Source organism: Thermomicrobium sp. (genome assembly GCF_053493975.1).
The window spans coordinates 1-25,362 of record NZ_JBRBZA010000013.1 but is presented as its reverse complement, the minus strand read 5'-3'; the positions used below and the strand labels follow the sequence as shown (position 1 = coordinate 25,362).

At 67.2% G+C, this 25,362-nt stretch carries 21 protein-coding genes; 9 read left to right on the top strand and 12 right to left on the bottom strand.

Annotation, left to right across the window (positions count from 1 at the left end):
• Positions 1 to 114: 114 nt before the first annotated feature.
• Entirely contained in the window at positions 115 to 324 is a 210-nt protein-coding gene (locus tag ACWIVK_RS02740) for a hypothetical protein (protein WP_448575012.1), read from the bottom strand.
• Between the two features lie 387 nt (positions 325 to 711).
• Here ACWIVK_RS02740 and ACWIVK_RS02735 point away from each other — a divergent pair, with 387 nt between their 5' ends.
• The 6 genes from ACWIVK_RS02735 (at position 712) to ACWIVK_RS02710 (ending at position 7,576) form a co-directional block, all read left to right on the top strand.
• Positions 712 to 1,875, top strand: coding sequence for a pyridoxal phosphate-dependent aminotransferase (locus ACWIVK_RS02735; protein ID WP_448575027.1), 1,164 nt, complete (start codon positions 712 to 714; stop codon positions 1,873 to 1,875).
• Positions 1,876 to 2,413: 538 nt separating this feature from the next.
• The gene (locus tag ACWIVK_RS02730; RefSeq protein ID WP_448575011.1) at positions 2,414 to 2,935 is read left to right on the top strand and encodes a cytochrome c oxidase subunit II; all 522 of its coding nucleotides are present in this window, start codon (positions 2,414 to 2,416) and stop codon (positions 2,933 to 2,935) included.
• 14 nt (positions 2,936 to 2,949) lie between these two features.
• On the top strand, positions 2,950 to 4,434 hold the full coding sequence (locus ACWIVK_RS02725) for a cbb3-type cytochrome c oxidase subunit I (protein WP_448575010.1): 1,485 nt from the start codon (positions 2,950 to 2,952) through the stop codon (positions 4,432 to 4,434).
• Between the two features lie 73 nt (positions 4,435 to 4,507).
• Positions 4,508 to 5,338 carry a formate/nitrite transporter family protein gene (locus ACWIVK_RS02720; RefSeq protein WP_448575009.1) on the top strand — a complete coding sequence of 277 codons (831 nt, stop codon included), beginning with the start codon at positions 4,508 to 4,510 and terminating at the stop codon, positions 5,336 to 5,338.
• The gene (locus ACWIVK_RS02715) at positions 5,335 to 6,210 is read left to right on the top strand and encodes a cytochrome c oxidase assembly protein (RefSeq protein ID WP_448575008.1); all 876 of its coding nucleotides are present in this window, start codon (positions 5,335 to 5,337) and stop codon (positions 6,208 to 6,210) included. Before ACWIVK_RS02720 ends, ACWIVK_RS02715 begins: the two co-directional genes overlap by 4 nt.
• A 46-nt stretch (positions 6,211 to 6,256) precedes the next feature.
• Entirely contained in the window at positions 6,257 to 7,576 is a 1,320-nt protein-coding gene (locus ACWIVK_RS02710) for a flavin monoamine oxidase family protein (RefSeq protein ID WP_448575007.1), read from the top strand.
• A 75-nt stretch (positions 7,577 to 7,651) separates the two neighbouring features.
• Here ACWIVK_RS02710 and ACWIVK_RS02705 read toward each other — a convergent pair whose 3' ends face one another.
• Entirely contained in the window at positions 7,652 to 8,428 is a 777-nt protein-coding gene (locus ACWIVK_RS02705) for an HAD-IIA family hydrolase (protein ID WP_448575006.1), read from the bottom strand.
• A gap of 288 nt (positions 8,429 to 8,716) precedes the next feature.
• Between ACWIVK_RS02705 and ACWIVK_RS02700 the strand changes: the two genes are divergently transcribed.
• On the top strand, positions 8,717 to 9,574 hold the full coding sequence (locus tag ACWIVK_RS02700) for an EamA family transporter (RefSeq protein WP_448575005.1): 858 nt from the start codon (positions 8,717 to 8,719) through the stop codon (positions 9,572 to 9,574).
• A gap of 153 nt (positions 9,575 to 9,727) precedes the next feature.
• Entirely contained in the window at positions 9,728 to 10,618 is an 891-nt protein-coding gene (locus tag ACWIVK_RS02695; protein ID WP_448575004.1) for a 2-hydroxy-3-oxopropionate reductase, read from the top strand.
• A gap of 207 nt (positions 10,619 to 10,825) precedes the next feature.
• Here ACWIVK_RS02695 and ACWIVK_RS02690 read toward each other — a convergent pair whose 3' ends face one another.
• From ACWIVK_RS02690 to csx2, 3 genes are all read right to left on the bottom strand, one after another.
• Positions 10,826 to 12,310, bottom strand: a complete 1,485-nt coding sequence (locus tag ACWIVK_RS02690) for an amidase (RefSeq protein WP_448575003.1) — start codon at positions 12,308 to 12,310, stop codon at positions 10,826 to 10,828.
• Between the two features lie 361 nt (positions 12,311 to 12,671).
• Complete coding sequence (locus ACWIVK_RS02685; protein WP_448575002.1) at positions 12,672 to 14,165, bottom strand: M48 family metallopeptidase; 1,494 nt, start codon at positions 14,163 to 14,165, stop codon at positions 12,672 to 12,674.
• Between the two features lie 1,857 nt (positions 14,166 to 16,022).
• Positions 16,023 to 17,228, bottom strand: a complete 1,206-nt coding sequence (csx2, locus tag ACWIVK_RS02680; RefSeq protein ID WP_448575026.1) for a TIGR02221 family CRISPR-associated protein — start codon at positions 17,226 to 17,228, stop codon at positions 16,023 to 16,025.
• Positions 17,229 to 17,335: 107 nt separating this feature from the next.
• Here csx2 and ACWIVK_RS02675 point away from each other — a divergent pair, with 107 nt between their 5' ends.
• Positions 17,336 to 18,382 (top strand): Uma2 family endonuclease, encoded by a 1,047-nt coding sequence (locus ACWIVK_RS02675; protein ID WP_448575001.1) that lies wholly within the window; start codon positions 17,336 to 17,338, stop codon positions 18,380 to 18,382.
• Here the strand turns inward: ACWIVK_RS02675 and ACWIVK_RS02670 are convergent.
• From ACWIVK_RS02670 to cas1, 7 genes are all read right to left on the bottom strand, one after another.
• Positions 18,366 to 18,830: a hypothetical protein gene (locus tag ACWIVK_RS02670; RefSeq protein ID WP_448575000.1), complete on the bottom strand. Its 465-nt coding sequence runs from the start codon at positions 18,828 to 18,830 to the stop codon at positions 18,366 to 18,368. The genes ACWIVK_RS02675 and ACWIVK_RS02670 overlap by 17 nt on opposite strands.
• 65 nt (positions 18,831 to 18,895) lie before the next feature.
• Positions 18,896 to 19,717 (bottom strand): ABC transporter permease, encoded by an 822-nt coding sequence (locus ACWIVK_RS02665; protein ID WP_448574998.1) that lies wholly within the window; start codon positions 19,715 to 19,717, stop codon positions 18,896 to 18,898.
• A gap of 223 nt (positions 19,718 to 19,940) precedes the next feature.
• Complete coding sequence (locus ACWIVK_RS02660; RefSeq protein ID WP_448574997.1) at positions 19,941 to 20,786, bottom strand: carbohydrate ABC transporter permease; 846 nt, start codon at positions 20,784 to 20,786, stop codon at positions 19,941 to 19,943.
• Positions 20,783 to 21,796, bottom strand: coding sequence for a carbohydrate ABC transporter permease (locus ACWIVK_RS02655; protein WP_448574996.1), 1,014 nt, complete (start codon positions 21,794 to 21,796; stop codon positions 20,783 to 20,785). The genes ACWIVK_RS02660 and ACWIVK_RS02655 overlap by 4 nt, the downstream gene beginning before the upstream one ends.
• Before the next feature lie 37 nt (positions 21,797 to 21,833).
• Positions 21,834 to 23,198 (bottom strand): ABC transporter substrate-binding protein, encoded by a 1,365-nt coding sequence (locus ACWIVK_RS02650; protein ID WP_448574995.1) that lies wholly within the window; start codon positions 23,196 to 23,198, stop codon positions 21,834 to 21,836.
• 50 nt (positions 23,199 to 23,248) lie between these two features.
• Positions 23,249 to 24,061: a FadR/GntR family transcriptional regulator gene (locus tag ACWIVK_RS02645; protein WP_448574994.1), complete on the bottom strand. Its 813-nt coding sequence runs from the start codon at positions 24,059 to 24,061 to the stop codon at positions 23,249 to 23,251.
• A gap of 227 nt (positions 24,062 to 24,288) precedes the next feature.
• A partial coding sequence (cas1, locus tag ACWIVK_RS02640; RefSeq protein ID WP_448574993.1) for a CRISPR-associated endonuclease Cas1 occupies positions 24,289 to 25,362 on the bottom strand: 1,074 nt, incomplete at its 5' end.

The window sequence follows — 25,362 nt, the reverse complement described above, 5'->3', positions numbered from 1 at the left end:
CTTCACCCGAGAAACGCCATCCCGCCCCGAACCGATGGGCGAACGCCAGAATCTCGCGCACTCGGCCGGACGGTCAGGAGTGACCGGTTGGCTCGCGCTGGTCAGAAGCGACCGTCAGCGCGAGGATGCTGGCCGGCGAGCGAGGAACCAGGCCAGGAGCGTGAAGACGATCATGATCGCGGTACCGACGAAGACCGGTGGCCAGCGATCGTGGGTCATCTCGCGGACGAAGAGCAAGGTTTCACCGATCGCGACGACGAGCGCGACTGCGATGGCTACCGAGAGAATCGGGACGACCAATGCGAGAACGAGGTCGCGGCGCATCCTGTCTCCTCCCACCGTTCCGCCCAGCCGGCCATGGGCCAGCGGCGAGCACGTCACTGGAGCGAGTATGCGCGAGGAGGCGCCGCTGGGCAAGTGTTGCGGTGCCGGTGCGGCCAGCAGCACACGACACCGCGCGCTGGCGCGTGACGATCCGTGGCTCGCAGGGTTCGTGGGACGACGGTCACTGCGGTCGCGCGACGTTGCGCGTGGGGGCTCGGCGAAGGCATTCGCCGGGCGGAGCATCGCTCGGTCGAGCGCCGGGTCGAAGCGGTCGCGAACTCGCGTGTGTGGCGACTCGCTCGATTCGGTCTTTCGTGCGATGATGGGAAGGGAGCGGTGCAGCCCCGAGACGTTGGACGAGACGAGGCGTGGAGGCGAGCGGTGCAGCTGCAGGACCTTTTGGCGGAGCGGATGAGCCGGCTGGGGACGGAGAGCGCCTTCGAAGTGCTGGCGCGGGCGCGCGCGTTGGAGGCGGAGGGACGCTCGATCATCCATCTCGAGATTGGGGAACCTGACTTCGATACGCCGCCGCATATCGTGGAAGCGGCGATCGAGGCCTTGCGCGGCGGGGATACCCACTACACGCCAGCAGCTGGGCTCCCCGAGCTGCGCGCGGCGATCGCCGAGGAGGTGAGTCGGACCCGCGGCATTCCGGTCGAGCCCGATCGCGTCGTGGTCACGCCAGGCGGCAAGCCGATCATGTTCTTCACCATCCTGGCGCTCGCCGAGGAGGGTGCTGAGGTCATCTATCCGGATCCGGGTTTTCCGATCTACGAGTCGGTGATCCGCTTCGCGGGGGCGACGCCGGTTCCCTTGCCGCTCCGCGAGGAGCTCGGTTTCGCCTTCGATCCGGACGAGCTGCGTCGGCTGGTGACGAAGCGCACGCGGCTGGTGATCGTGAATTCGCCGCACAATCCGACCGGTGCGGTCATCGGGCGCGAGGTGCTCGAGGAGTTGGCGCGCTTGGCCCAGGAGTACGGCTTCCTCGTGCTTTCCGACGAGATCTACCGACGCATCGTGTACGACGTCGAGGCACCGAGTATCGCCAGCCTGCCGGGCATGGCCGAGCGGACGGTGATCCTGGACGGTTTTTCCAAGACCTATGCCATGACCGGCTGGCGGCTCGGCTACGGGGTAGCCCCGCGTTGGCTGGCCGAGCACCTGGTGCGCCTGGCGGTCAATTGCCACTCCTGCGTCCCTGGCTTTACGCAGCGGGCGGGGTTGGCGGCACTGCGGGGTCCGCAGGATGCGGTCGATCGGATGGTCGCTGAGTTCCGGCGGCGACGCGATGCGGTCGTGGCTGGCTTGAACAGCTTGCCGGGAGTCCGCTGTGCGGTGCCAGCGGGTGCGTTCTACGTGTTTCCCAACGTGACGGGGACTGGTCGATCGGCCAGCGAACTGGCCCGAGCGCTGCTGGAGCAGGCGGGGGTCGCCGTGCTGGCCGGAACCGCGTTCGGTCGCTACGGTGAGGGATATCTCCGGCTGTCGTTCGCCAACTCGCTGGAGAACTTGCTCGAGGCGATCGACCGGATGCGACGCTACCTCGGCTGAACGCGCGGTGCTCCGCGAGCGACGGGAGCGACAGAAGCGCGCTGCTTTGCCGCGCGAGGCTGTTCCTGTCGCTCGACGTGCCGGAGCGGCACAATCGTCGGCGCGCCGTCTCGGTCGCGTCGTGCTGCGCGCTTCGGCGAACCAGCGAGCGGCCGGCTGCCCGAATGCTGACCAGTTCTGCCTCTGGTCAGAACGTCTTGGACCCTGTCTCCAAGACAGTGTTCGCTCTCTCCTCGTGAGGAGAAGACCCCGGTGAGACAGCGGGCGAGCGCGGCACTCGCGCCTGCTCGGCGATCGTCGCCGAGCCAGCGCTGCTCGAGAACAGGTGCCGAGTCGCGCGGTTCCACGTGCGGGCTCGTCGAACCCGTTCGTGCGGCAACCCGGGCTGGGGTCCGCGCACGATCGGAGACCGAAACTCGACGGAAAAGTGCTGGAAACCTGACGGGTTTCGTGCTACTATGGTCGTTAACCAACAGTGTATGGAAACGACAGAACAGAGGCGCGCGTGACGAGGTGAGCGGGCAAGAGGAGGGGCACGATGCAGGTCGGTGTCGGGGTGCTCTTTCTTCTCCTGACGATCGCGTGGACTGGTGTGCTGTGGTGGGTCGCGACGCGCAGCGGACAAGCAGTGCCCTACGAGCGGGTAGCTGCGGTGGTCAGTCGGGTCCGCCGAGCGGGTGCGCCGCTGGTCGTTGCCCTTTTGGCGATCGTCTTTCTCGTCTCGCTGCTCTTCTTGCCGTACGCCGGTTCGCGGGCACAGCGACTGGGGGAACCGTCGGTCACGGTGGACGTGACTGGTCGCATGTGGGCCTGGGAGCTGAGTCGGACGACGATCCCGCGTGGACAAGTCGTCGAGTTCCGAGTCACTGCGCTGGACGTCAATCATGGGTTCGGCATCTATGCACCGGATGGGCGGATCGTGACGCAAGTCCAAGCGATGCCGGGTTATACGAACCGGCTGCTCTTCCGCTTCGACCAACCTGGGGTCTACACGATCCGCTGCTTGGAGTTCTGCGCGACCGGGCATCACCTGATGCAGGCACAGTTCACCGTGCAATGAGAGGGGGATAGGCCATGGTTGGCAATGCCCGCAACGGCCTCGCGGCGCGGCGGTCGGTCGAGCAGGCAGCGCTCGCCTACATGGTGACAGGATTCGCGGTCTTCTTGCTGATGGGTCTGCTCGGTCTCCTGATGCGCCTCAACCACGCGGGTTGGATCGATCTCGGACCGCGCTGGTTCTACCGCATCATGACCTTGCACGGGGCTGGCATGGTGGCGGGTGTCCTTTTGGCTTCCTTGGGAGGCGTTTCCCAGGTGATCGCTGCCCGGATTCGACTGAGCCCGCGCCTCCTGTGGAGCGCCTACGTGGTGTATTTCCTCGGATCTGGGCTCGTCGTGTTGGCGACGCTGGTCGGTGGGTTCGCGGCCGGCTGGACGACGACCTATCCCTTGCCGGTACGCGGTGACTGGCCGGTCAGCGCGACGTGGGCGTTCCTGCTCGGCTATACGCTGGTAGCAGTGGCCTTTTTGCTGTGGTGCTCAGCAGTGCTGGTCGGCGCGCGACGAGCCTTCGGCGGACTCACGAGTGCGCTCGCTTGGCCGGTGCTGTTCCGTCGTCCGGTTGGAGCGGAGCAGCCGATTCCGACTGGGCCGGAGCTGGCAGCCACGGTCGTGGCGATCGACGGGGTGATCGCTGTGCTGGCGGGTGTCGTGTACCTGGTGCCGATCTTCGCGCAGTTACTGGGGCTGGTGAGTGGGTTCGACGTGCTCTTTGCGAAGAACATGCTCTTCCTTTTCGGGCACACGCTCGTGAACTTGAACATCTATCTGGCCGTCGCGCTCGTGTACGCGACGCTCGGTGCCTATACCGGACGCGCGTTCAAGATGAGCTTTCCGGTCGCGCTGGCCTTCAACCTGGTCATCGTTCTCGTCCTCTTGCCGTACTTCCATCATCTCTACCAGGACTTCGCGCAGCCTCTTCCGCTCCATCTCGTCGGGCAGTTCGGCTCCTATGCGGTCGGTGTACCGGCCTTCTTCGTGACGATCGTGGGGAGTCTCGGGCTCCTCTATGGGTCGCGGGTGCGCTGGTCGGCCCCGGTCATCTTCATCTTGGCTGGTCTGTGGGGTTGGACGGTCGGGGGGATGGCAGCGGTCATCGACGGGACGATCGCCATCAACAACGTGATGCACAACACGCTCTGGGTCCCGGCGCACTTCCACTCGTACTACCTTTTCGGCGCGGCCGGCTATACCTGGGCGTATTTCTTCCACCGGCTGAGCGGTGTCGAGGGGTGGGCGAGCTCGGCGCTAGCTCGTCGATTGGCCTGGCTCTACGCGATCGGTGCCGGTGGCTTCGTCTTGGCTTTCTTCCTCTCCGGGCTACAGAGCGTGCCGCGCCGGTTCGCGGTGCATCTGCCTGAATGGCAAGGGTTGGCGCAGGCAGCGGTACCGTTCGTCCTCCTGCTGGTGATCGCCTTCGGTGGACTCTTGCTCATGGCGTTGCGGAGCGTGCCGGCCGCTTGGCGGCTGCCGGTCGCCGAGCCGACCGGGGACGACTGAGCGACAGGGAGGCTGACCACGCTGGGCTGCACACGAGGGAGCGTCATGGTCTGCGGGGGGCGGGGAGGAGGCCATGCGCGAGATGGCGGAGCGCCAGGAAGGGCAGGTCGAGGAGCACAGCGAGAGCGTCCCGCCACCAGTGCTCGTCGCGCTGATGCTCGAGGCAGCAGAGAAGAAGGCGCGTCTTCCGATCGCGACCCTCCTGGCTCGTGGCGCTGTCAGCGGCGCTCTGCTCGGTGCGGCGACGCTCCTGGCCATGACGGCTTGGGCGCAGGGGCTGCCGCGACTGGTCGGTGCGGTCGTCTTCCCGGTCGGTTTCTGCACGTTGGTCTTACTCGGTTTGGAGCTCGCCACTGGCAACTTCGCGCTGCTGCCTGCTGCCTGGTACCGGCGACGGATCACGGCCACAGCGGTGGTGCGCAACTGGTGGTGGGTCTATCTGGGGAATTGCCTCGGCGCCATCGGCTTCGCGGTACTCGCTCTTGCCAGTCTGACGGGGTGGTGGAGTCACGAGGCCGGCCCGCTCGGCGAGCAGCTGCGCCTTGTGGCTGCGAGCAAGACCGTGGCCTACCGCGAGCTAGGGCCGTCGGGCTGGTTGACGGTGCTCACCAAGGGGATTCTCGCCAACTGGCTGGTGACGGTCGGCACGGCCCTCGCTTTCGTCTCGCGGTCGACGAGTGGCAAGATCGCGGCGATGTGGTTACCGATCATGACTTTCTTCGGGCTCGGTTACGAACATTCGATCGTCAATCTCTTCGTCGTTCCAGCTGGCATGCTGGCGGGAGCGCCGATCGGGGTTGGCACCTGGCTGGTGTGGAACCAGGTGCCATCCACTCTGGGAAACGTGATCGGTGGGGCGCTCTTCACCGGTCTCCCGCTGGTTTGGACACACGGTGAGCGATGAGTAGCTTGCCGGAACCGCTCGTCTGGCTGCCGCTCGCGGCTTGGCTCGATCCCCGCAGCTGGACCTGGCGTGTCCCAGTCGTCGTAGTCCTGAGTTGGTTACTGGCTGGCTACATAGTGGGCATGATGCGACTGGCGGTGCGCTGGCCGCGGGGCTGGCGTCTGGCCCCGCGCGCTCTCGCATGGGGGATCGGCACGGCGATGCTGGCACTGGCTCTGCTCTCGCCGCTGGACGATTTGGGCGGTCTCTTTTTCTCGTGGCACATGGTGCAGCATTTGCTCCTCCTCTACGCTGCGCCGGTCCTGCTCCAAGGCTGGCCGTACCCGGTGTTCCTCTGGGCATTGCCGACACGGCTGCGTGTGGGAGTGGCCGCTCTTCTGCGGCACGGTGCACTCGGGGAACGCCTGCTCCGCTGGGCGACGCGGCCGGTGGTGGCGCTCGCGGCAGGCATCCTTTCGCTGTGGCTCTGGCATTATCCGCCGCTCTACGATGCGGTCCTCACCCGGCGGTGGCTCCACGATCTGGAGCATTTCACCTTTTTCTTGGGGGCGTTGCTGTACTGGTGGCCGCTCATCGGCGCGCCACCAGTGACCGGGCGTTTCCGGACGGACGGTGGACGAGCGCTCTACCTGATCCTGTACGGCGTGCAGGGCGGAGTGCTCGGTGCATCGGTCACCTTTTGGCCCAGCGTGCTCTATCATCGCTACCTCGCGGTGGCCGGCACGCCGATGGAGCGGTTGCTGGCTGACCAGGCGTTCGGTGGCTTGCTGATGTGGCTGAGCGGGCCGATCGTGGTGATGCTGCTGGCGCTCGGGACGCTCGGTCGGGCGGGTCGGGAGGTTGCCGAGAGCGAGGTGCTCGCACCACACTGACGAGGCGGGACGGACCGCACGAGCGGTGTGCGGAAGGAGGAGTGTGGTGGGCGAGCCGATGCGCGAGGATCGCGTGCTCGTTCTCGGCGGCGGGATCGCGGGTCTGGTCGCTGCCTGGGAGCTGCACCGAGCCGGCGTACCGGTCGAACTGCTGGAGGCGCGTGACCGAGTCGGCGGGCGACTCTGGACGAGCGACGAGTATGGGCCGTTTCCGGTCGAGCTGGGTGCGGAATTCATCCACGGTGATCGCGTGATCACGTGGCGATTCCTCCAGAGGTTCGGGCTGCGAGCGATCGACGATCCGAGCCAAGACCGGCGTTTCGTCGGAGCGAACGGCCGCATCCTGCCCTCCGGTGAACTGTCACGACCGGTCGGCGAGGCGATCTTCGCACCACTGAGTCAGGCTGCGGACGCGTGGTTCGCGTCCGGCGAACCGGACACCGATCTAGCGACAGCGCTCCGCTGGTGGGCGTCGCGGCAGGGGATCACGATCGCCCCGGAGCTGTGGGAACTCTGGGAAACGCTGGCAGCGATCGGTTGGTCGGCGGATCTGGCAGAGATCGGTGTGGCTGGCGAGGTCGAGGCGACGTACGAGGGCGATGGCTGGCGCAATTGGCGGATCGCCGAAGGGCAGCACGCGCTCGCTCGGTGCATCGCGGAGGAACTCGGTTCGGTGATCCGGCTCGGCGCGGTCGTGAGCCGGGTGGAATGGGGGAACGAGGGAGTACGGGTCTGGGCCTCGGACGGTGAGCATCGTGGCCGGTGGGCGATCGTTGCGCTCCCGCTCGGGGTGTTGCAGGCAGGCGCGATCGAATTCGCCCCGGCGCTTCCCGAACCGCTCGAGGAAGCGATCGACCGGCTCCTCCCTGGGCGCTCGCTCAAGATCGTCGTCGAGTTCACGCACGATCCGTGGGGCCCGGAGATCGGGTGTCTCTTCGTGACCACCCCGCACGGCATCTGGGAACGGCCGGGACTCGGTTTCGCCCGACCGGAGCCGGTCTTCAGCTTGCTGACCGGCGGGCGGGATGCGTCCCGGCTCGGTGCGCTGTCGGTGGAGCAGGCTGTGCGCGAGGTGGTTCAGGCGCTCGGAGCAGTGCTGGGGCAGGACCTCACCGGCAGCGTGCGACGAGCGCAGGTGATCGACTGGACGCGCGATCCCTGGTGCCGCGGTGGCTACTCGCTCGTCCCGCCCGGTGGGGCAGGATTGCGGGCGCGCTTCGGCCAACCGATCGGCGAGCGGCTCGTGTTCGCTGGCGAGCATACGAACGTCACGCGACCGTCGACGGTGCACGGGGCGATCGAGAGCGGACTGCGGGCGGCCGAGCAAATCCGTGCGCTCCGCAGCGCGACAGCAGCGGGCGCCTGAGGCTCGTGCGCGCTGTGCCGCGATCCTCGGGAGGGAGCGTCGTTCCGAGCGGCAGCGATCAGAGGGCCATGCACCTCAGGATGCCCGGCTGAGCCAGCTGGGCAGGTCAGCGATGGAAGGAAGCAGTGCGTCCGGCTGCCCCAGTTCCAGGTCGCTGGGGCGGAAGCGCCCGGTCTGGACGAGCACACCAGTCATCCCGAGCTGGCGAGCCGGGAGGATATCGGCAGCGAGGCTATCGCCGACCACGGCCACGCGCTCCGCTGGGAGACCGAGGCGCTCCAAGCCGGCTCGGAAGAAGTCGAGCGATGGCTTGCCGACGAGGTGCGCCTGTCGCCCGAGTGCGGCTTCCAGCCCGAGCAAAAAGGCGCCGGTATCGAGTGCCGGGCCATCGCGGCGGTCCCAGACCAGGTTCCGGTGCATGGCGACGAAGTGGGCGCCGCGCAACAACGAGCGGAACGCGCGGTTGAGGCGATCGTAGCTGTAAACGGGACCAGCGCCACCGAAGACGACAACGGTCGCGGTGTCGTCCTCGACCAGCGGGATACCGGCGAACTCTTCCTGCACGTCGCCATCGACCAGGAGGTAGCAGGGCTCGCCAGGATGGTGGGCACGCAGGTAGGCTGCGGTCGCTGCGCCGGCCGTCACGATCTCGTCATCGGCCACCGGGAAACCGAGTTCGCGGAGAAGGGCACCGAGCTGTCGGCGCGTCCGGATCGTGGTGTTGGTGAGGAGGACGAAGGGGATACCCCGTCGGCGCAGCTCCAGCAGCGCCTCGGCCGCTCCGGGGATCGGTTGGCCATCGATGTGCAGGACACCGTCGACATCGAGGAGGAATCCGCTGATAGTCCGCATCGCATCGTCTCCACCGAGCTGGTCGGGTTCCAGCGCCGGACGGCGCCTTTCGCTGTACAGTGTAGCGACCGAGCCGCCGCGCGGTACGCGGACGGTGGTGCTGGAGAAGGTGTCTCCTGGCCGACTCCGCCTCGCGCTCTCTCCGGCACTCGGGCGAACGCTGGGTGGGGACGATCGCGAGCGCATCGGCGCACCGCACCCGTCGAGCGACCGGAGGAAGGCTCGCGTAGCGCCGTTCGGCGCAGTAGCGTGGTCCGGTTTTCTGGTGTCGGCACGAGGTGAGCGGGCGTGATCGGCGCTTGGCTCGTTTTGGCTCTTGCAGCAGCAGTGGCGTGGGGGACAGCGGACTTTCTCGCTGGCTTGGCCGCGCGTCGTCTCCCGCTGCTCATCGTCCTGTTCGGGGTGCAAGCGATCGGGTCGGCGATCGTGCTCCCGTTATGGGTCGCCTGGTCAGGCGAGAGGAGGCTGCCAGGACTGGCTGTGGCCGCCGGGTTCGCCATGGTAGCTGGACTCGCTGCCCTGTATCGTGGGCTCGCCCGGGGGCCGGTGAGCGTGGTGGCACCAGTCGCCGCGCTCGGTGGGGCAGTGCCGGTCGGCATCGGCGTGCTGGCCGGCGAGAGCTTGGCAGGTGAGCACCTGCTGGGGGTACTCATGGGCCTGGTTGGCCTCTCGCTCGTCACGTGGGAGAGAGACCGAGACCGCGTGTCGCCGAGGGGACAATCGACGCTCTCCGCGCTGGCGCACGGCCTCGCCGCAGCGCTGGCGCTGGGGCTGGCAGTGTCGCTGCTCGGCCTGGCGGGTGAAGGGGAGCCGCTCGGCGCGGTCGTCGCGGCGCGAGCGACGGCAGTGCTCCTGCTCGGGACGGTCGTGGCCGGCTGGCTACGGCGGAACGGCGACTGGTCGCTGCTGCGGAACGGCGCGCTCGCGGTGGCTGCGGCGGGGATACTCGATGTCGCGGCGACTGTCTCGTTCGCGCTGGCAGCAGAGCGCGGCCCACTCGGTCCGAGCGGGCTCGTCGCCTCGCTGTATCCGGCGTCGACCGTGCTCCTCGGGGTGGTCGTCCTCGGTGAGCGGCTCTCGGTGCTCCGCTGGGCCGGCATCGGGCTGATCCTCGCCGGTGTGGCTCTGCTGCGCGGTGCCGGGTGACGACCGAGACCGGCTGCGGGACCAGCGAGCGTCGCGCGGCGGCGATGGTAGGGGTGGCCGGCGACTGGTCAGATGCGGGAACAGGCCTCTTGCCGAGTTCCGTGCGGTGCGGTAATTGGGAAAGGGTCATGAGGTTCCGGAAAGGTGGCGACGATGGAACGGATCGGGTTCATCGGTCTGGGAATCATGGGTCAACCGATGGCGCGCAACCTCCTGCGTGCCGGGTTCCCCTTGACCGTCTACACGCGAGACCGACGGAAAATCGAGGCGTTCGTCGAACAGGGGGCGAACGGGGCGAACTCGCCCCGCGAGGTGGCGGAACAGAGCACGGTCGTCATCACCATGCTGCCCGATTCGCCGGAAGTCGAGGAGGTCGCGCTCGGGCCGAACGGGGTGATCGAGGGGATGCAGCCAGGCGGTCTCTTCATCGACATGTCGACGATCGATCCCTCGGTCGCCCGCAAGCTGCACGCGGCGTTTGCGGAACGCGGGGTGGAGGCGCTCGATGCACCGGTTTCCGGTGGCCAGATCGGGGCCGAGCAGGGGACGCTCTCCATCATGGTCGGTGGCTCGGAAGGAGCGTTCCAGCGCGCGTTGCCGATCTTCCAGGCGATGGGAAAGAACATCACGCACGTGGGTGGTCCCGGTGCCGGGCAAGTGGCCAAAGCGTGCAATCAAGTCGTCGTCGCCTTGACGATCCAAGCAGTGGCCGAAGCGCTCCTCCTCGCCGAAAAGGCGGGGGTAGATCCGGCGCGCGTGCGCCAGGCGCTCTTGGGTGGATTTGCGCACAGCCGGATCCTGGAGGTGCATGGGCAACGGATGCTCGAGCGTGCTTTCGCGCCCGGCTTTCGGGCTCGCCTGCACCGGAAGGACTTGCGCATCGCGCAGAACTTGGCGCGCGAGCGATCGGTTCCGCTCCTGGCGACCCAGCAGGTGGCGGCGCTCTTCGACAGCATGCTGGCGCGGGGGTTGGGCGAGCACGACCACTCGGCGCTCGCGCTGGTCTACCGCGCGCTGGCGGGCGAGGAAGGGAAGGATTCCTGACCGAGTCGGCCGTCTTCCCGAGTAGGTGCGGGCGTGCGGGTGCACGGGCTTCACGAGTGCGGGTGAGCCACGGCTGCCGTCGCCTCCGGCAAGCCGTGCGAGAAACCAGCGCCACCGGGCGCTCGAGGGCGGGTCGTCCCATCGAGCGGGGCGAAGCTGTTCTCGCAGCGAGAAGACGCACGCTCTCGGATGATCGCGTCGCTGATTTCAGAGCGGGCGCGAGCCACAGCGCTGGTAGAGCTCGTGCCAGGGACGTAGTCGCTCGAAGACTGCGCTCGCAGTCAGAACATCGGTATCGGCGTAGCGCCGCCCGATGATCTGCAACCCGACCGGCAACCCGCTCGCGCTCAGCCCAGCTGGGATCGAGGCTGCCGGATGCCCGGTGAAGTTGACCGGATAGGTGAGACACCAACCGATCAGTGGGTCGACTGGCTCTCCGTTCACCTCGCGTGGACCGACGGTGTTCCCGTCATCGGCGTTCTCCACAGCAAGGCAGGCCAGGGTCGGTGTGACGAGCAGGTCATAGCGTTCGAAGACGCTCTGGATCGCGTCGTACACCTCCGAGCGGACGCACTGGTCGCGATAGAAATCCAAGGCGGTCATCGAGCGTGTCTTCTCGACCCATTCGAGATACTGTGGGGGAAAATCGTCGCGGTGCTCGCCGAGGAGGTCGATCCCCTGCGCTGCGAACCCTTCGAGCGTCAACAAGTTGATCGGCATGATGAGGCGACACCAGAGGTCGCTCAGCTCGCGCTGGTGGCGGGTGATCCCGAGCCGCACCTCCTCGACACTGGCTCCAGCGTCCGCGAAAGCCTGGACAGCTTGGCTCACGACGGTCGCCACTTCGGGATCGACTGGGAAGACATCGAAGTGAGGGCTGTAGGCGATACGCCAACCGTGGATCGAGCGGCGTGTGGCAGCGAGGAAGTCGACCTGCTCGTCGAGCGCAAAGGGGTCACGTGGATCGTAGCCGGCAATTGCGGAGAGCACGAGCGCCGCGTCCTCGACGGTGCGCGTGATAGGACCCTCGAAGAGGAACGGTGTGTCGCCAGCGAACGCGTTGGGGCGGGAAACGAAGGGAACGCGACCGAAGGAGGCCTTGTACCCGTAGACACCGCACCATGCGGCGGGGATGCGGATCGAGCCGCCGCCGTCGGTTCCCTCGGCGAAGGGGACGAGTCCGTCGGCGACGGCTGCGGCGCTCCCGCCAGACGAACCGCCGGTGTTGCGCCGAAGATCGAAGGGATTGCGCGAAGGACCGAAGAGATAATTGTCGCAGGTTCCACGGAAACCCATGACTGGGCTATTGGTCTTGCCCAGGACGATGGCGCCCGCGCGCTCGACCCGTTCGGCGAACAAGCAAGAGGCGTTGACGACATAGTCTTTGAGCGCCCGGATGCCACCGAAGGTGCTCTTCCATCCGGGCTTGAAATCAAAAAGATCTTTGATCGCGGTCGGTACACCATGGAGCGGGCCGAGTGGATCGCCGCGCAGAACGGCCTGCTCGGCGTCGCGAGCGCGCTGGCGAGCCTCGTCGAATCCGAAATAAACGAAGGCGTTGAGGCTGGGGTTACGCTGCTCGATCCGAGTGATGAAAGCGTCCACGACCTCGACTGGCGAGAGTTGGCGTCGGCGAATACGGAGGGCGAGTTCGGTTGCGCTCATGTAGGCGAGTTCCTCGTGCATCGTCATGACAGCTCTCCTTTCACCCTCGACTGGTGCGTTCGGGTTTCGCCAACGCGACTCGATCCGTTGGCCCTGGGAGTTCATCGGGTTCTGCGGAGCCGCTAGCTCCACGCTACGCCACTCCTCGACTCCTGTCAAGCGGATGCGCGAGTACCTGGCTGAGCAGATCGAATCATGGAGAAAGGAGCCGGGAGGAACAGAGGTCGAGGGCATGAGCGAGGAGGAGAACCCGCGCAGCATCGTTCGTTGCGCGGGTTTTCCCCTCCTCTGTTGGACTAGACGCGAGCGTTCCCTCGGTGTCTTTCCGCGAGATCGTGTTGGCGAGCGGGTTACCGTGCTCCAGAGCCGGTAGACCTGCTTGCCCGGTTCAGGCGACGCTCGAGGAACGGTCGTTCTCGGACTTTTTGTCGCTCGTGCGTGCCTTGGAGCGGATGAGGTGAGCTAGTTCGCTGATCCGCTCTGTGAGGCGCCGATCGAGTTCGGCTGCCTGTGGCAAGAGCGAGGCGCTCGGCCGGTTCGGCATCAGCGCCGCTCGCCAGGCCCGGTCGATCGTCGTGCCCAGGCGCTCGAGGCGCTGGACGAGCGGTGGGTGCGAGTCGATCGGGTGGGGAAGGCGATCGGCCGCAAGCCAGTCCGGCGGTACGGGCGCGTCGAGCCGGTTGGCCGTCAGCCAGGCGACCGCTTGCCCAGCCGGCGGTGGATCGTCCGGCTCCTCACTGAGCCGCGCGAGATAGACTGACCAGGCGGGTACAGCGCAGGCGACCTTGAGGAGGGCAGTGGCCAGGGCCAGACCGCCCGCGACCCGGGCGCCGGCTGCATCGGCGATGAACTCGCGCTCCCGGGAATGGCTCGCGGTCGCCAGCGCGAACCGCTCGATCGTGCAGGTGAAGAGGGGCACGAGCGGTAGCGTGGCCAGGGCGCGCCAATCGCGGGAGACAGCCTTCTGCAACTCGTCGACCGCGTCGGTGGCACTGCGGAAGGCGGGGGCGAAATCGCGCGAGTAGCCTGTGTCAGCACCGTGGAAATGGGCGAGCTCATGGGCGATCACGGAGCGCAGCTCCTCCTCGTCCCACAAATACAGGAGCGGAAGCGAAAGACAGAGCGTGCGCCCGGTGACCCTGCCGGACAACGTCTGCACGGGGACCTCGATCGCATAGCAGTTCGGCTCGTTGGTGACGATCAAGTGGTCGGGCGGTTCCGTACCGAGCTGACGAGCGACGTCATCGATCGCACGCCAGAGGCCGGGCGCATCGGAGCGGCCGACCGGCAGGGCTAGTTCGCGGTGCTCCAGCGGCCGATTGAGGGAGAGTGCTGCCTTCGCCGTGCGAGAGGCGGTGTACAGCCCCAGGAGGGGGATGCCGAGGACGAACCCGCGCGGGACGGCCTCCAACAGTACGAGCGTGACCAGCGTGAGCGAACCAGCCAGAAGCAGCGACAAGGAGATTCCGAGGAGCGCTGCTCCGATCCCGAGCGAACGGACAGCGGCGCGAAAGAACTCCGGAAGACGCTCCAGGGACTTCCGTGCCTGGCTGGCCCGGTCGGCGACGTAGGCGAGGAGCCCGAGAGCGAAGAGACCGGTGAGAACGCTGCTCCAAAGTAGGATTCCCGCCGCGGCGTAGAGCTGGCATTCGAAGAGCGTGCTCCAGGCAGGAAGTTCGCAACGCTCACCCAAATCGAAGAGCTCTCGTGGTCCCGCTGCTCGACTGCCGTATGCTGCGCCGATCGCCTGCCACACTTCAGTTTCGACCTGGTCCCGAACGAATCTGCCGGCGAGAAAGGCGACACCGGGTATGAGGAGCAGGAGCAGTGCCGGGACCAACCACGGACGCAGTGCCGTTGGCTCGTTCGCTGAGACGCTCACGGTTCCCTCCTCTCTCGTGTCCTCCAGTTCTGTCAGCGCCCGGCCGGACGCTTCCTCAGCGTCTCACCGGTGTGGGAACACAGGTGTTCCCGCGCTCTGCGTCTCCGCCTTCGTGAGACTCGTCCCGGTCGGTGCGTTTCGGGAGGGATACCGATCGATGCGACGTGCCCGCGCGGAGGGAACTGCCGAGTTCTGGCTTCTTAGGCCAGACGTGCGGTCACGATCTTGCCCGCAGCCCGCGTGCTCGACAGTTACCGCTACGCGACGATTCATCGCTCGTTGGGAGCACATGCGCCTGAGACTCCTCTCGCCGCGCTTGCCGGTGTGACCGCTACGGGTTGCTCGCTCGTGGCTCGAGGAAGCGTTCGCATCGTCGCACCGGATGCTCCCCTATCGGTGCGCGCCCGTCGCGTCTCGAAGCTGGAGAGGCGCGTGCACACGTTGACTTGCGCACCCTATACTGGGCATTCGTTGGATGACTCATCGGGACGAGTCCAGTATGCAGTTGCCGAGGGCCCGCTCGGCTTTCGATCGGGTGAGAGCGAGCCGGCCCGCCGGATCAGGGATGAGGGCCACCGCTGAGCGGGCAGGTAGCATCGTCGCGAAGGCGAGCACGCGGGTGCCGAGCTCGCGCGAGCTGTCGGCTCATTTTCGGGATGGACCCGTCGGTCGGGAGATCGAGTCGCGTGGCCAGCTGGTGGGCGAAGCGGATGCGGACGAGCGGGCCGAGTCAGTGAAGTCCGGTTCCCGAGCGGCGACGATGATCCCGGTCAAGGCGGTGACGAAGAGGGGATAGCGGTCATTCCCAACGGAACCGTTGTCGTCCCCATCGCTGCCCCCCGTCTCCACCGGTTCCGGTGAGACCGTACCCGGCAGGGCAGCGCTGAGCTGAGGTGCAGATCGCTGACTCGGTCGTGCTTGTCCTCTGAGACCAGAGCGCGTCCTTCAGGGGCTCGTTACGCGCTTTCTCGGGCGGTGGGTAGTTTGTCCGGATCGATCCACCGAGTCTGGTACGCTGCGGTCGGTGCAGTGCAGCTCGTCGAGCAGGACGTTACCCGGCGTCGCGGGGTGCGGAGCCATTCCGGGGCTGCACCAAATTCCTCGATCGTCCCCCAGTCGCGCGGGGGATGGAGCGTGCATGGGAAGGAGTTCGAGCTCCAAAGCGCTGGTCAGTCGGGCGAGTCGAGGGTGCGAGTCTCTTCGTCTTCCTCGGTCGGCGCAGGCGTGGCTCCGGCGAGGTCGAGGATCCACTGGCTGCGGCAAAGCACGATCTGGCATGGTCTGCGGGCAGAGCCAACGCTCGACTGCGTCGCGGGCCCCCGGCAGTACCGACCGGCTCCGACGCAGACACGACGTTGGCTGCGGCAGCCCTGGCGAGGGTGGCCCGGGTCAACGCGATCGGCTCGAGCTGATCCATCAGTTCAGGCGAGTGGTGGCTGACCTGCTCGCCGAGGCATTCAGCATTCAGGGGAGTGTGCAGAGAGATCGGCAGGTCATCCGGTGCTCGCTGCGTGCGATGTCTCGTTCCGTTCCCTCTTTCTCCCGGCCAGCAGTGCCGATCTCCCCCTCGACCTTGGTCGATGTCGATGTGTCGGCTCATGAATGTCGAGAACGAGTACGAACAGTTTTCGGCGATGTCTCGGGACCGTTCCGGCACTGCCTGCTGCCGGAGTCACTTCCGCGGCACCGAAATGATCCGCGTTAGCTCCCAAACCGTCAGGAACCGGGCGGTGCCAACAGCCTACCCCAGGTGATGCGAACCTCCTCTACCCGATCGCAGCGCCTAGAACCCGACGCGATGACCGACCGTTGCCCACCGATCGGTTCGAGCGGGTGGCAGCAGTCGTGCCAACGGTCTCACGCGTCGTCGCGGTCGAGCAGTCCGGCGAGCCTGGTCACCAGTTGGTTCGCCCGCTCGATGGTCTGCTTGGAGGGCATCGGGTCAGGCCGCATGCCGCAGTGGGCGAGATCGTTGCGGAGTTGGGCCACCTGGTCCCACAGCTCGGCGATCCGCCGCTCGGGCAGCGCGTGCAGCAGCGGCGAGCCGTCCCGCAGCTGCTGCTGGAGCCCATTCAGTTCGTTTTCCGCCCGCGCACGGCTCTCCCGCTGCAGCCAACTCGGCCGCAGTTCCGGAAACGTCCGCCAGAGGTACCAGCTCACCAGCCACTCGCGGGCCAGCGTGACTGCCTGGAGGACCAGGCCCTTGCCGAGCGCGTAGCGGATCAGCTCGAGCTGGGCCCGGAGATTGCTCTCGTCGAGCTGCTCCGGCTGCGGATGGGCGAGCGGCCCGATCTCGGCGCGCACCCGCTCAGCCAGCACGGCGAAGGGCGGCGTCCAACGAGCCAGCTCCTGCTGTGCGGTCGCGAGTCGCTGGTTCAGGCGGTACGCGGCCGCCAGTGCCTCGAGTGGGCGAGCCAGCCAGGCAGCCTGGCTGAGCGAATCGAGCTCCTTGCCGACCCTGGCCAGCTGCCGGGGTAGTTCTGGGGACTGCCGGCGGTAGAGGTCGCTGTGGGTCGCCTGGATCCGCGCGGCGAGCAGGCGCCCGTCGCCGCTCCGGGCGAGGGCCTCGATGCCGCTCGCCCACTCGGCCAAATCGACGAGGGGACTGAGATCGAAGACCGGCGTCTCGTCGCGCTCGCGGTCGCGCGCCTCGAAGGCGCCGTAGAGGATCCGCTGGATCGTGACTCCACGCAATCGTCGCAGAACCAGCGCGGCGACTGCGGCGAAGAGCGGCAACGAGCGGAAGCCGTGCGTGACGTCGAGCACCAGCTCGGCCTGTTCGGGAACGGCGGTGACCAGCGCGTCGAAGATCTGCCAGAGTTCGGACTCGCTTTTCCCGGCCGGAATGAGCACCGGCTGTGCCCGCTCGCCGAGCTGCGCCTCGAGCGTCCGCCAGTTCGCGTGCGCCGCGCTGTCGGGTGTCAGGAGGACGAGCGACCGTTCCGGGGCGAACCAGGCATCGAGCGCGACGGGGAAGAGCGCACTCCGGTATCGTCGGAGGCGTTCCCCATCGTCCCACACGTAGGTCGTTTCCTGATAGGTACCTGTCCCCAACACCGTCATCACGAGCACGGCTGCTTTCCTCCGCTGATTCGGCACGAGAACCCCAGTGTTCACCTCGACGACCGATGATAAAAACGGAAAACGCTGCGAGGAAGGGAGTTCCGTCCGTGGGAAGCCTGTACCGCTGGCTGGACGGTCCGCTGCGGAGCCAGATCGTCCGTGTGTGGGGTGGCTGGGTGCGGCCAGCGCCGCTTCAAGACGATCCGTCCTGGTACGAGACCGGCCTATCGGAGGACGAACTGATCGGGATCTTGCCCGCGCGCCCGATCGGTGACGAGAGCGGTGAGGACCTGCCTCCGGACGCGATCGAGTTCCTCACCGCGGACGGAGACGACGCGGACCGACCGGAGCCGGAGGAGCCGGAAGACTCAGAGGCAGCGCTGTCCCCAGTGGAGGTGGTCCTCTTGCCGGAACCAGGCGTCTGTTCGACGCGGCCCACCAGCATCCCCCAGTGGTTGGTCGACGAGAAGGCGGCCGACCGGCTGCGCGACCGACGGACGGCGTCCAGTGCGGTGGGTCGTTCGTCCGCCGCGCAACCGCTGTCGACGAGCACGACGCGGTCCTCTGGCCGATCGGCAGAGGGTGAGGCGGCTGCAGCAGGATCGCGTCCACCGGCGAAGGACGAGTGCGCTCCAGCGGGGCGCGCGCCGCGCGGACGCTGGGACGATCTGGCGTGGCCGCTCGCGTGGCTGGCTGGCCAGCTCGCCGAGCTCCTCGAGCCGCGTTGGGTGGTGCAGGCAGACGTGCCGTGCCGACTCGGTCCCTACCGCGCAGTGCAACTGCGCGCGCCGCTCGCGGTGGTCGAACCGGCGCAGTGGGAGACAGCGCGCGGTGGGGTGCTCACTGACGCGCCCCGGCTCGTCATCGAGGTCGTGGCGTCGGGGAACACGGGTGTCGTCCTCCGCCGGCGGGTCGACCAGTGGCTCGGCTACGGTGCCGGCGAAGTCTGGGTGGTCGATCCCGAGCGCGGTTGGCTCACGGCGGAACGACCGGGACGCGAGCCGAGCTGGTATGCGCCGCCGGCTCCGCTCCCGCTCGGCGCACTGGCGCCGGGGCGCTGCCTGGACCTCGTGCCGCTGTTCCGGCCGACCGCTGCGCGGCCGGGCGGAGCTGGCCCGGAGGGTCGTCTTGACACGACTAGAGCGCGTCGGTGAGCATGAGGAGCACGGTCGTCCCCTGATCGCTCCCCTTGACGACGACGGTCAGCGCAGCCTGACCGCGCTTGGCAGCGATCGAGTTGGCTGGAGCGGCTTGCAGCTGCCAGCCGAGCTGCGGGAGCGCCGTGCGGTAGAACTCCAGCACGCGATCGGCCGGATCGGGCACGGCGAAGCTGATGGTCCCGCCGTTCTCGACCTGGGTCGCCAGCGGCGAGAGTTTGCCTGGCTGGGCGCCGGGATAGAGCGGCACCTGGTGCATCGCCCACGGCTCGATCATCTGGTAGGAGGTCGGCGCCGCTTGGGCGCCGGTACCGTAGCCGTAGGGGTCACTGCTGGCGCTGCTCTCCCCTGGGGTCGCCTCGGGGGCGGTCCCAGATCTCGAGCGGCGGCAGGCGATCCCGAGCGGCAGCGAGGCGAGCACTACGAGGAACGCTCTCCGTCTCATCGGTCCTCCTCGACGCAGGGTCGAAGCCACGGCCGGGCCGGCACGGCTGCCGGCCGCGACGCGTCTCATTCCTGCACGCGAAGCATACTCCGCGCCGCGCCTGCTGCGAGACCGGCAGCCAGCACTGCCGCGATCCCGAGGATGGCGCGCCCGTTCTCAGCCAGGGCCTGCCCGGCCCAGGCGGCGCGCAACAGCGTCACGACCGGATCGAGCGGGAGGAAGCGCGCGATCTGGTGGACGCGCTCCGGCAGCAGCTCGCGGGGCAGGGCAGCGCCGGTGAGGAAGATCATCGGATAGAGGAGCACCATTCCCACGACTTGGGCGGCCGTCGCACTGGGCAGCCAGAAGCCGAGTCCGAACCCGAGCGCGAAAAGTGCGAGCGCGCTCACGGCGTAGGCCAGGACAGCGGGCCAGATTCGGTCGGGCCAGCGCACATCGTACACCAGGTCGGCCACGACCACGAGGAGCATCATGCCGATGGTCGTCAGGACGAAGGCGGTCACCACCTCCGCAACCAGCAGTTCGAGCGCGCTGACCGGCGTCACGGCGAGTCGCCGCAGGATCCCGCGCTCGCGCAGGCTCGCGATGTGGACGGGGATGCTGACCAGTCCGACCGTCGCTACGATCATCGCGGTGTAGGCGGGTACCGACACATCGACCGTTCCCAGTCCCCCGTAGCGGGGCTTCGGTTCGTTCCCGTAGATCGTACCGAAGATCAGGATGAGGACGGTCGGGAGCAGGAGCGCGAAGAAGAGCGTGTACGGCTCGCGGGCGTACAACCGCAGCTCGGTCAGCGTGAGCGCTGCGATCCGTCGGGCGAACGCACCGCGAGTCCGTACCGAGTCGGCCAGCATCGGCTCCTCCCGATCAGGAACATGACGAGGCATCGAACCGTCTCCTCGCCAGCGGCCCCACCCTGCGCTGCTCGCTCGTCCCGCCGACACGAGTATCCCGGAGCGAGCGCGGGTGCTGTGGTCCTCCAGAACCGGCATGATGACGCCGCGAGCGGTCTCGTCCGCATCGACCGAGCGGCAATGCCCGGAGGGCCCGCACTGCGCAAGAGCTCCACTGCTCACCTGCCCAAAGACATAGCGGCGTGCGAGCGCGGCGTCAACCTTTGAGCGAGCCGGCGAGCAGACCGCGCAGGAAGTAGCGTCCCAAGAGGACATAGACCAGCAGCGTGGGTAACGCCACCAACAGCGCCCCGGCCATCTGGACGTTCCACATCGTGTACTGGCTGCCGGCGATGTTCTGGAGCGCGACGGTGACCGGTCGCTCCTGTGGCGAGTTGGTGATGACGAGTCCGAAGAGGAACTCGTTCCAGATCGAGGTGAATTGCCAGATCGCGACCACGACGAAACCGGTCGCCGAGAGCGGCAGGATGATGCGCCGGTAGATGGTGAAGAACCCAGCGCCATCGACCTTGGCCGCCTCGAGCAGCTCCGTCGGGATGGAGGCGTAGTAGTTGCGGAAGATGAGCGTGGTGATCGGGATGCCATAGACGACGTGGGTGAGGATGAGGCCGGGGATCGACCCGTAGAGCCCCAAGCGCTGCAGCGTCAAGACGAGCGGGATCAAGATGCTCTGATAGGGGATGAACATCCCGAACAGGATCGCGGTGAACAGGGCATCGGACCCGCGGAAGCGCCATTTGGACAGGACGTAGCCGTTGAGCGAGCCGAGCAGGCTTGAGATTATCGTCGCCGGGATGACCATCTGGAAGCTGTTGAGGAAGCTCCGTTCGAGCGTGTTCCAGGCCGCGATGAAGCTATCGAACCGCAGGCCGGAGGGGAGATCCCACATCCGGCTGATGTTCACCTCCTCGAAGCTCTTCATCCCGGTGATGAACATCAGATAGACGGGCAAGAGATAGAAGAGCGCGAAGCCGACCATGACGGCATACATGGCCAGGCGCGTGGGGCGCAAGCGGCGAACGGGAAACTGGCGCGCGCTCATCGTTCGGTCTCCGTGCGCAGTCGCCAGATCAAGTAGGGGACGATCAGGACCGAGACCATGACCAGCATGACGAGAGCGATCGCAGCCCCTTCCGCGTACTTGTTGCTCTTGAAGGTCGTCTCGTACATGAAGATGCCCGGCACGTCGGTGGCGAAGCCCGGTCCACCGCCGGTCTGGGTCATGATGAGGTCGAAGATCTTGAGCGAGATGTGGCCCAGCACGATGACCGCGGCGAGCGTGACGGGCTGCAGGAGGGGGAAGGTGATGTAGCGGAACACCTGCCACTCGCTCGCGCCGTCGACGCGAGCGGCCTCGCGCAGCTCGTCGGGGATCCCGCGCAGTGCGGCCAGATACATGGCCATGGTGAAGCCGGACATCTGCCAGATCGCCGCGATGATGACCGGCAGCATAGCGAGTGGAATGCCGAGCGGCACCCGCAGCCACTCGGGCTGCCAACCACCATTCGGCCAGACCTCGGACGTCGTGCTCCACGCGATGAAGATGGGCAGCCCGAGCTTTTGGAAGAGCAGGTTGAGTCCGGTCGGCTCCTGCGGCGTTCCCGGGACGAAGAGCCACTGCCAGGCCGTTCCGGTCACGACGAAGGAGATGGCCATCGGGAAGAGGTAGACCGTGCGGAAGAACGACTCGCCGCGGACGCGCGAGTCGAGCAACACCGCCAGCAGGAGCCCGATCACGAGCGAGCCGATCAAGAAGAAGACCGTGAAGACGATCGTGTTGCGGAGATCGCTCTGGAAGCGGTAGGAGGTGAAGATCGTCGCATAGTTCCGGAAGCCGACGAAGGTGAGGTCGGGCACGATCCCCTGCCAGCGGCTGAGCGAGACGACGGTGCTCCAGAGGATGAAGCCGTAAACGAAGACGAGGATCGCCGCGATCGAGGGAGCGAGCACGGCGAACGGGATGAAGCGATCGATGCGGGGGAAGCGGACGCGCGTCGCCGCTTCCCGCCGCGCCACTCGTGGTCGAATTTCTTCGGCTACCTTCCCAGCCATCGATCGTCCTTGCCGGAACGACTCGAGACCGTGCATCTCATGTCTTGAGCTCGCGAGCCGCCTCGATGAGCATCGCCTTGACCTGCTTCTTGTCGCGGCTGGCCGAGAAGACGTTGAGCGCGTTTCCGTACTCCGTCATGTAGGCCTCGTTGGCGGCCGCACCGTGGACGACACTCGGGGCCAGCGCGTCCTGGGCGAACCGGTCGATCGAGTAGAGCAGGTACTCGTCGTAGACGCTGCGGTCGGGATCGGTCCGCGCCGGGATGGAGCCTTTCTTGGGATTGAAGGCGTCCTGGCCCTCGCGCGAGCCGCAGACTTTCAGCCACTCGATGGCGTTGTTGCGGTGCGGGGCACCCTTGGGCAAGCCGAAGCTGTCGCTGAGCCACATGAACATGCCGTCGGTGCCGGGCGAAGGAGCCCAACCGAACACCTCGCCTGCCTTGGCGCCCTTGTTGATGAAATAGCCGTACGCCCAGTCCCCCATGATGGTCATCGCGGCGGTCCCGTCGATGACCCGTTGGGCAGCATCGGCCCAGCTGAGCGCTGAGCGGTCTTCGTTGGCGAAGCTGAGGAAGCGGTCGAGCACCTCGATCGCCTCATCCACCCGCGGGTCCGACTCCCACCTGCTGGGCTCGCTGAACAGCTTGGTGTAGTCGGCGGGGCCGAAGACAGCCAGAAGCAGGTCCTCGAACAGGTGCGGCACCTCGAACTTGTCCTTGCCGCCGACCGAAAGCGGGGTGACGCCAGCCGCCTTCAGCTTCTCGGCGACCGCGAAGAAGTCGTCGAGCGTCTTGGGCGGCTCGAGGCCGTTGTCGGCGAAGACCTTCTTGTTGTACCAGAGCATGTTCGAGCGGTGGATGTTGACAGGCACCGAGAAGAACTCGCCCTTGTACGAGATCTGGTCGAGCAGGGTCTTGGGCATGACCTCGCTCCAGCCTTCCTGCTCGAAGAGATCGTTGATCGGCTCCATCTTGCCAGCGACCACCCAGGTGCCGATCAGCTCCTGACCGGCATGGACCTGGAAGCTGTCCGGCGGATTGCCGCCCTGCATGCGGGTGACCAGCACGGCTTTGGCGTTGGTGCCTGCACCGCCAGCGACCGTGGCGTTGATGATCTCCACGCCCGGCTTGCGCTTCTTGAAGATCTCGAAGAGTGCGGCCAGCCCGTCGGCCTCGCCCGGGTTCGTCCACCAGCTGAAGATCTCCAGCTTGTCCTCGCCGGCCGCCGCCGCGGGTGTCTGCGCCGCCTGGGGGGCTGGAGTGGGTGTCGGCTGCGCGCCGCCACCGCAGGCCGCGAGCAAGCTGGCTCCGCTGGAGAGCGCGACTCCGATCGCCAGAGTGCGGCGGATCAACTGGCGCCGCGTGAGCTCCTGTTTCCTGCCGACCTGCGTGATCCGTTCCATGGTGACCGTCCTCCTTCCTCACGTGCTCCGCCCGTGCGTTCGGCTCCCGCTCAGCGATCGGCTTCCATCACCTCGTCGTTTTCCCCCTTTCTGGTCGACACGTTCGCGCTCGGGACGACTCGCTCGCGAGTCGGGTCAGCAGCGCGCTCGATGACTGCCGCGATCACATCGGGTGGTAGGGACCAGGCCCGGACATTGCCGGCCAAGTGAGCCCGCATCGCTGCTTCGGCAGCCTGGGGGTCGTGCGCCGCCAGGGCGCGAAAGATCGCCCGGTGCTCGTCGGTCACGGTCGCGAGCGAGTCCCACAGCCGGTTGGTGACCCGGCGGCTGGCCATGAGGAGCCAGCGGCACGAGTACAGGATCCGGTCGAGCACCCGGTTCCCGATGACTGCGCAGATCTGCGCATGGAACGCGAGGTCGCACTCGAGGTAACGATCCGGCTCGCTCTCCAGCGCTCGCATCTCCGCGAGCGTCGCCTCCAGGCGGTCGAGCTGCTCCCGACCGATGCTGCCGGCAGCTCGCGCTGCGACGACCGGCTCGATCATGAGCCGGACCTCGTGCAGCTCGACGAGGAGGTGCCGAACCTCGATCGGGTCGAGCATGTCGAGCAAGAGCGGGTGCAAGTAGTTCCATTCCTGTGGCGGGCGCAACTCCATGCGGCGCCCCGACGAGATGCGGACCAGGTCCAAACCGGCGAGCAGTTGCATCGCCTCGCGGGCGACCGTCCGCGAGACTCCGTAGCGCGCGCAGATCTCCTGTTCGGAGGGAAGAACGGCGCCTGGTTCGCGGGCGAGCGCGATCAGCTCGCGACCGAGATGGACCGCGACCTGAGTCGGGAGTTTGCGGACTTCGACCGTTGCCACGTGTCGCCCCCGGCGCAGGCTTGTCGTGTCGGAAGCTGTCCGACAGTATGATAGCAGCCGAGATCGGCCGTGTCAAGCATCGAGTGGACGCACTGTGGGCGGCGAGCGATCCGGACACCGGGACATGCGCGTTCCTTCGCCGAGTGGTGCTGTGGGTGGAATGCGCGGAGTTTCCGGGCAGGGTGACGCGGTCCGTCTGGCTGGAGAGGTGCCTGGCCGCACGGCGATCAGCCGAGGTCGCCGGAGCTCGACAGCTGATCAGCCCACCAGGCCTCGAGCGGGACGGTGAGGTACGGCTCGGCCGGCGCTCGCAGGATCCGCGCCAGGCGACGGGCTTGCTCGAAAAGGAACTCCCGGGCAGGGCGTCGAGTTCCCCCGACGAGCAACGGCTGGTCCCACCAGTGCTCCCAGGCAACGAGGAAGCGGCGCAAACCCTCGGCCGTCAAGCGGACGCCGCGCTCCGGATCGGGCGGGGTGAAGTGCTCGGGCTCGAGTTCCCCGTTTTTCAGGAGTCGGAGCGCGAGGGCATCGACCGCTGGGCGGAACTCTTCGATCAGGTCCAGAGCGAGCGATGGTCGGCCGGGCCGGAATCGGTGCAGGAAGCCGACGGTGGGGTCGAGTCCGACGGCTCGGAGTGCGCTGACGGCACGTTGCGTGAGCAGCGTGTAGCCGAGGCTGAGGAGCGCGTTCACCGGGTCGGGTGGCGGCCGGCGCTGGCGACCGGAGAAGCCGAGCGATGCCGGGAGGAGCTGTGTCAACGCGGTGAAGTAGGCACCGCTGCCGTATCCTTCGCTGGCCAGTAGTCCGCCGAGCCCGCCAGCGCGACTCGCGCGCAGCAGCGCGTCGCGGAGCGCGTCGAGTGCGCTGCTTAGATCCGGGTGCTCGTCGAGATAGCGCAGGAGGAGTGTCCCTTGGTTGCGGAGCTTGCCGCGGACGAAGCGGCGGGCCAGTTCGAGGGCGAGCTCCTCGTCCCGCGATGCCTCGAGCTGACGCACGCGGAGTTCAGCGGAGCCACTTTCGGGGCCGACGAGGCGCCCGCGGTACTCCCCGTCCGCGGTCAGCAGAACCAGCTCGATGCCGCGCTCGAGGAGCGTGGCCAGCGTCGGCGTGGTGACGTGGACGTTGCCGAAGAGGAGGACGAGTTGGAGGCGGAGCAGCGGGACGCGGGCCAGCGTTTCGCGATCGCGCTCGACCAGGAGGAGTTCGCCCGAGCGGCGCAGGACGGCGCCTTGCTCGACCACGTAGAGCACACGCATGCGAACCCCCCATGGAGCACTCTCGCCGGGCACGGCACTGGTCGA

Coding starts and splice junctions, on each gene's coding strand:
- ACWIVK_RS02740 (WP_448575012.1), bottom strand. CDS start 324: ATGCGCCGCGACCTCGTTCTCGCATTGGTCGTCCCGATTCTCTCGGTA.
- ACWIVK_RS02730 (WP_448575011.1), top strand. CDS start 2,414: ATGCAGGTCGGTGTCGGGGTGCTCTTTCTTCTCCTGACGATCGCGTGG.
- ACWIVK_RS02725 (WP_448575010.1), top strand. CDS start 2,950: ATGGTTGGCAATGCCCGCAACGGCCTCGCGGCGCGGCGGTCGGTCGAG.
- ACWIVK_RS02720 (WP_448575009.1), top strand. CDS start 4,508: ATGCGCGAGATGGCGGAGCGCCAGGAAGGGCAGGTCGAGGAGCACAGC.
- ACWIVK_RS02715 (WP_448575008.1), top strand. CDS start 5,335: ATGAGTAGCTTGCCGGAACCGCTCGTCTGGCTGCCGCTCGCGGCTTGG.
- ACWIVK_RS02705 (WP_448575006.1), bottom strand. CDS start 8,428: ATGCGGACTATCAGCGGATTCCTCCTCGATGTCGACGGTGTCCTGCAC.
- ACWIVK_RS02695 (WP_448575004.1), top strand. CDS start 9,728: ATGGAACGGATCGGGTTCATCGGTCTGGGAATCATGGGTCAACCGATG.
- ACWIVK_RS02690 (WP_448575003.1), bottom strand. CDS start 12,310: ATGACGATGCACGAGGAACTCGCCTACATGAGCGCAACCGAACTCGCC.
- csx2 (WP_448575026.1), bottom strand. CDS start 17,228: ATGACGGTGTTGGGGACAGGTACCTATCAGGAAACGACCTACGTGTGG.
- ACWIVK_RS02670 (WP_448575000.1), bottom strand. CDS start 18,830: ATGAGACGGAGAGCGTTCCTCGTAGTGCTCGCCTCGCTGCCGCTCGGG.
- ACWIVK_RS02665 (WP_448574998.1), bottom strand. CDS start 19,717: ATGCCTCGTCATGTTCCTGATCGGGAGGAGCCGATGCTGGCCGACTCG.
- ACWIVK_RS02660 (WP_448574997.1), bottom strand. CDS start 20,786: ATGAGCGCGCGCCAGTTTCCCGTTCGCCGCTTGCGCCCCACGCGCCTG.
- ACWIVK_RS02655 (WP_448574996.1), bottom strand. CDS start 21,796: ATGGCTGGGAAGGTAGCCGAAGAAATTCGACCACGAGTGGCGCGGCGG.
- ACWIVK_RS02650 (WP_448574995.1), bottom strand. CDS start 23,198: ATGGAACGGATCACGCAGGTCGGCAGGAAACAGGAGCTCACGCGGCGC.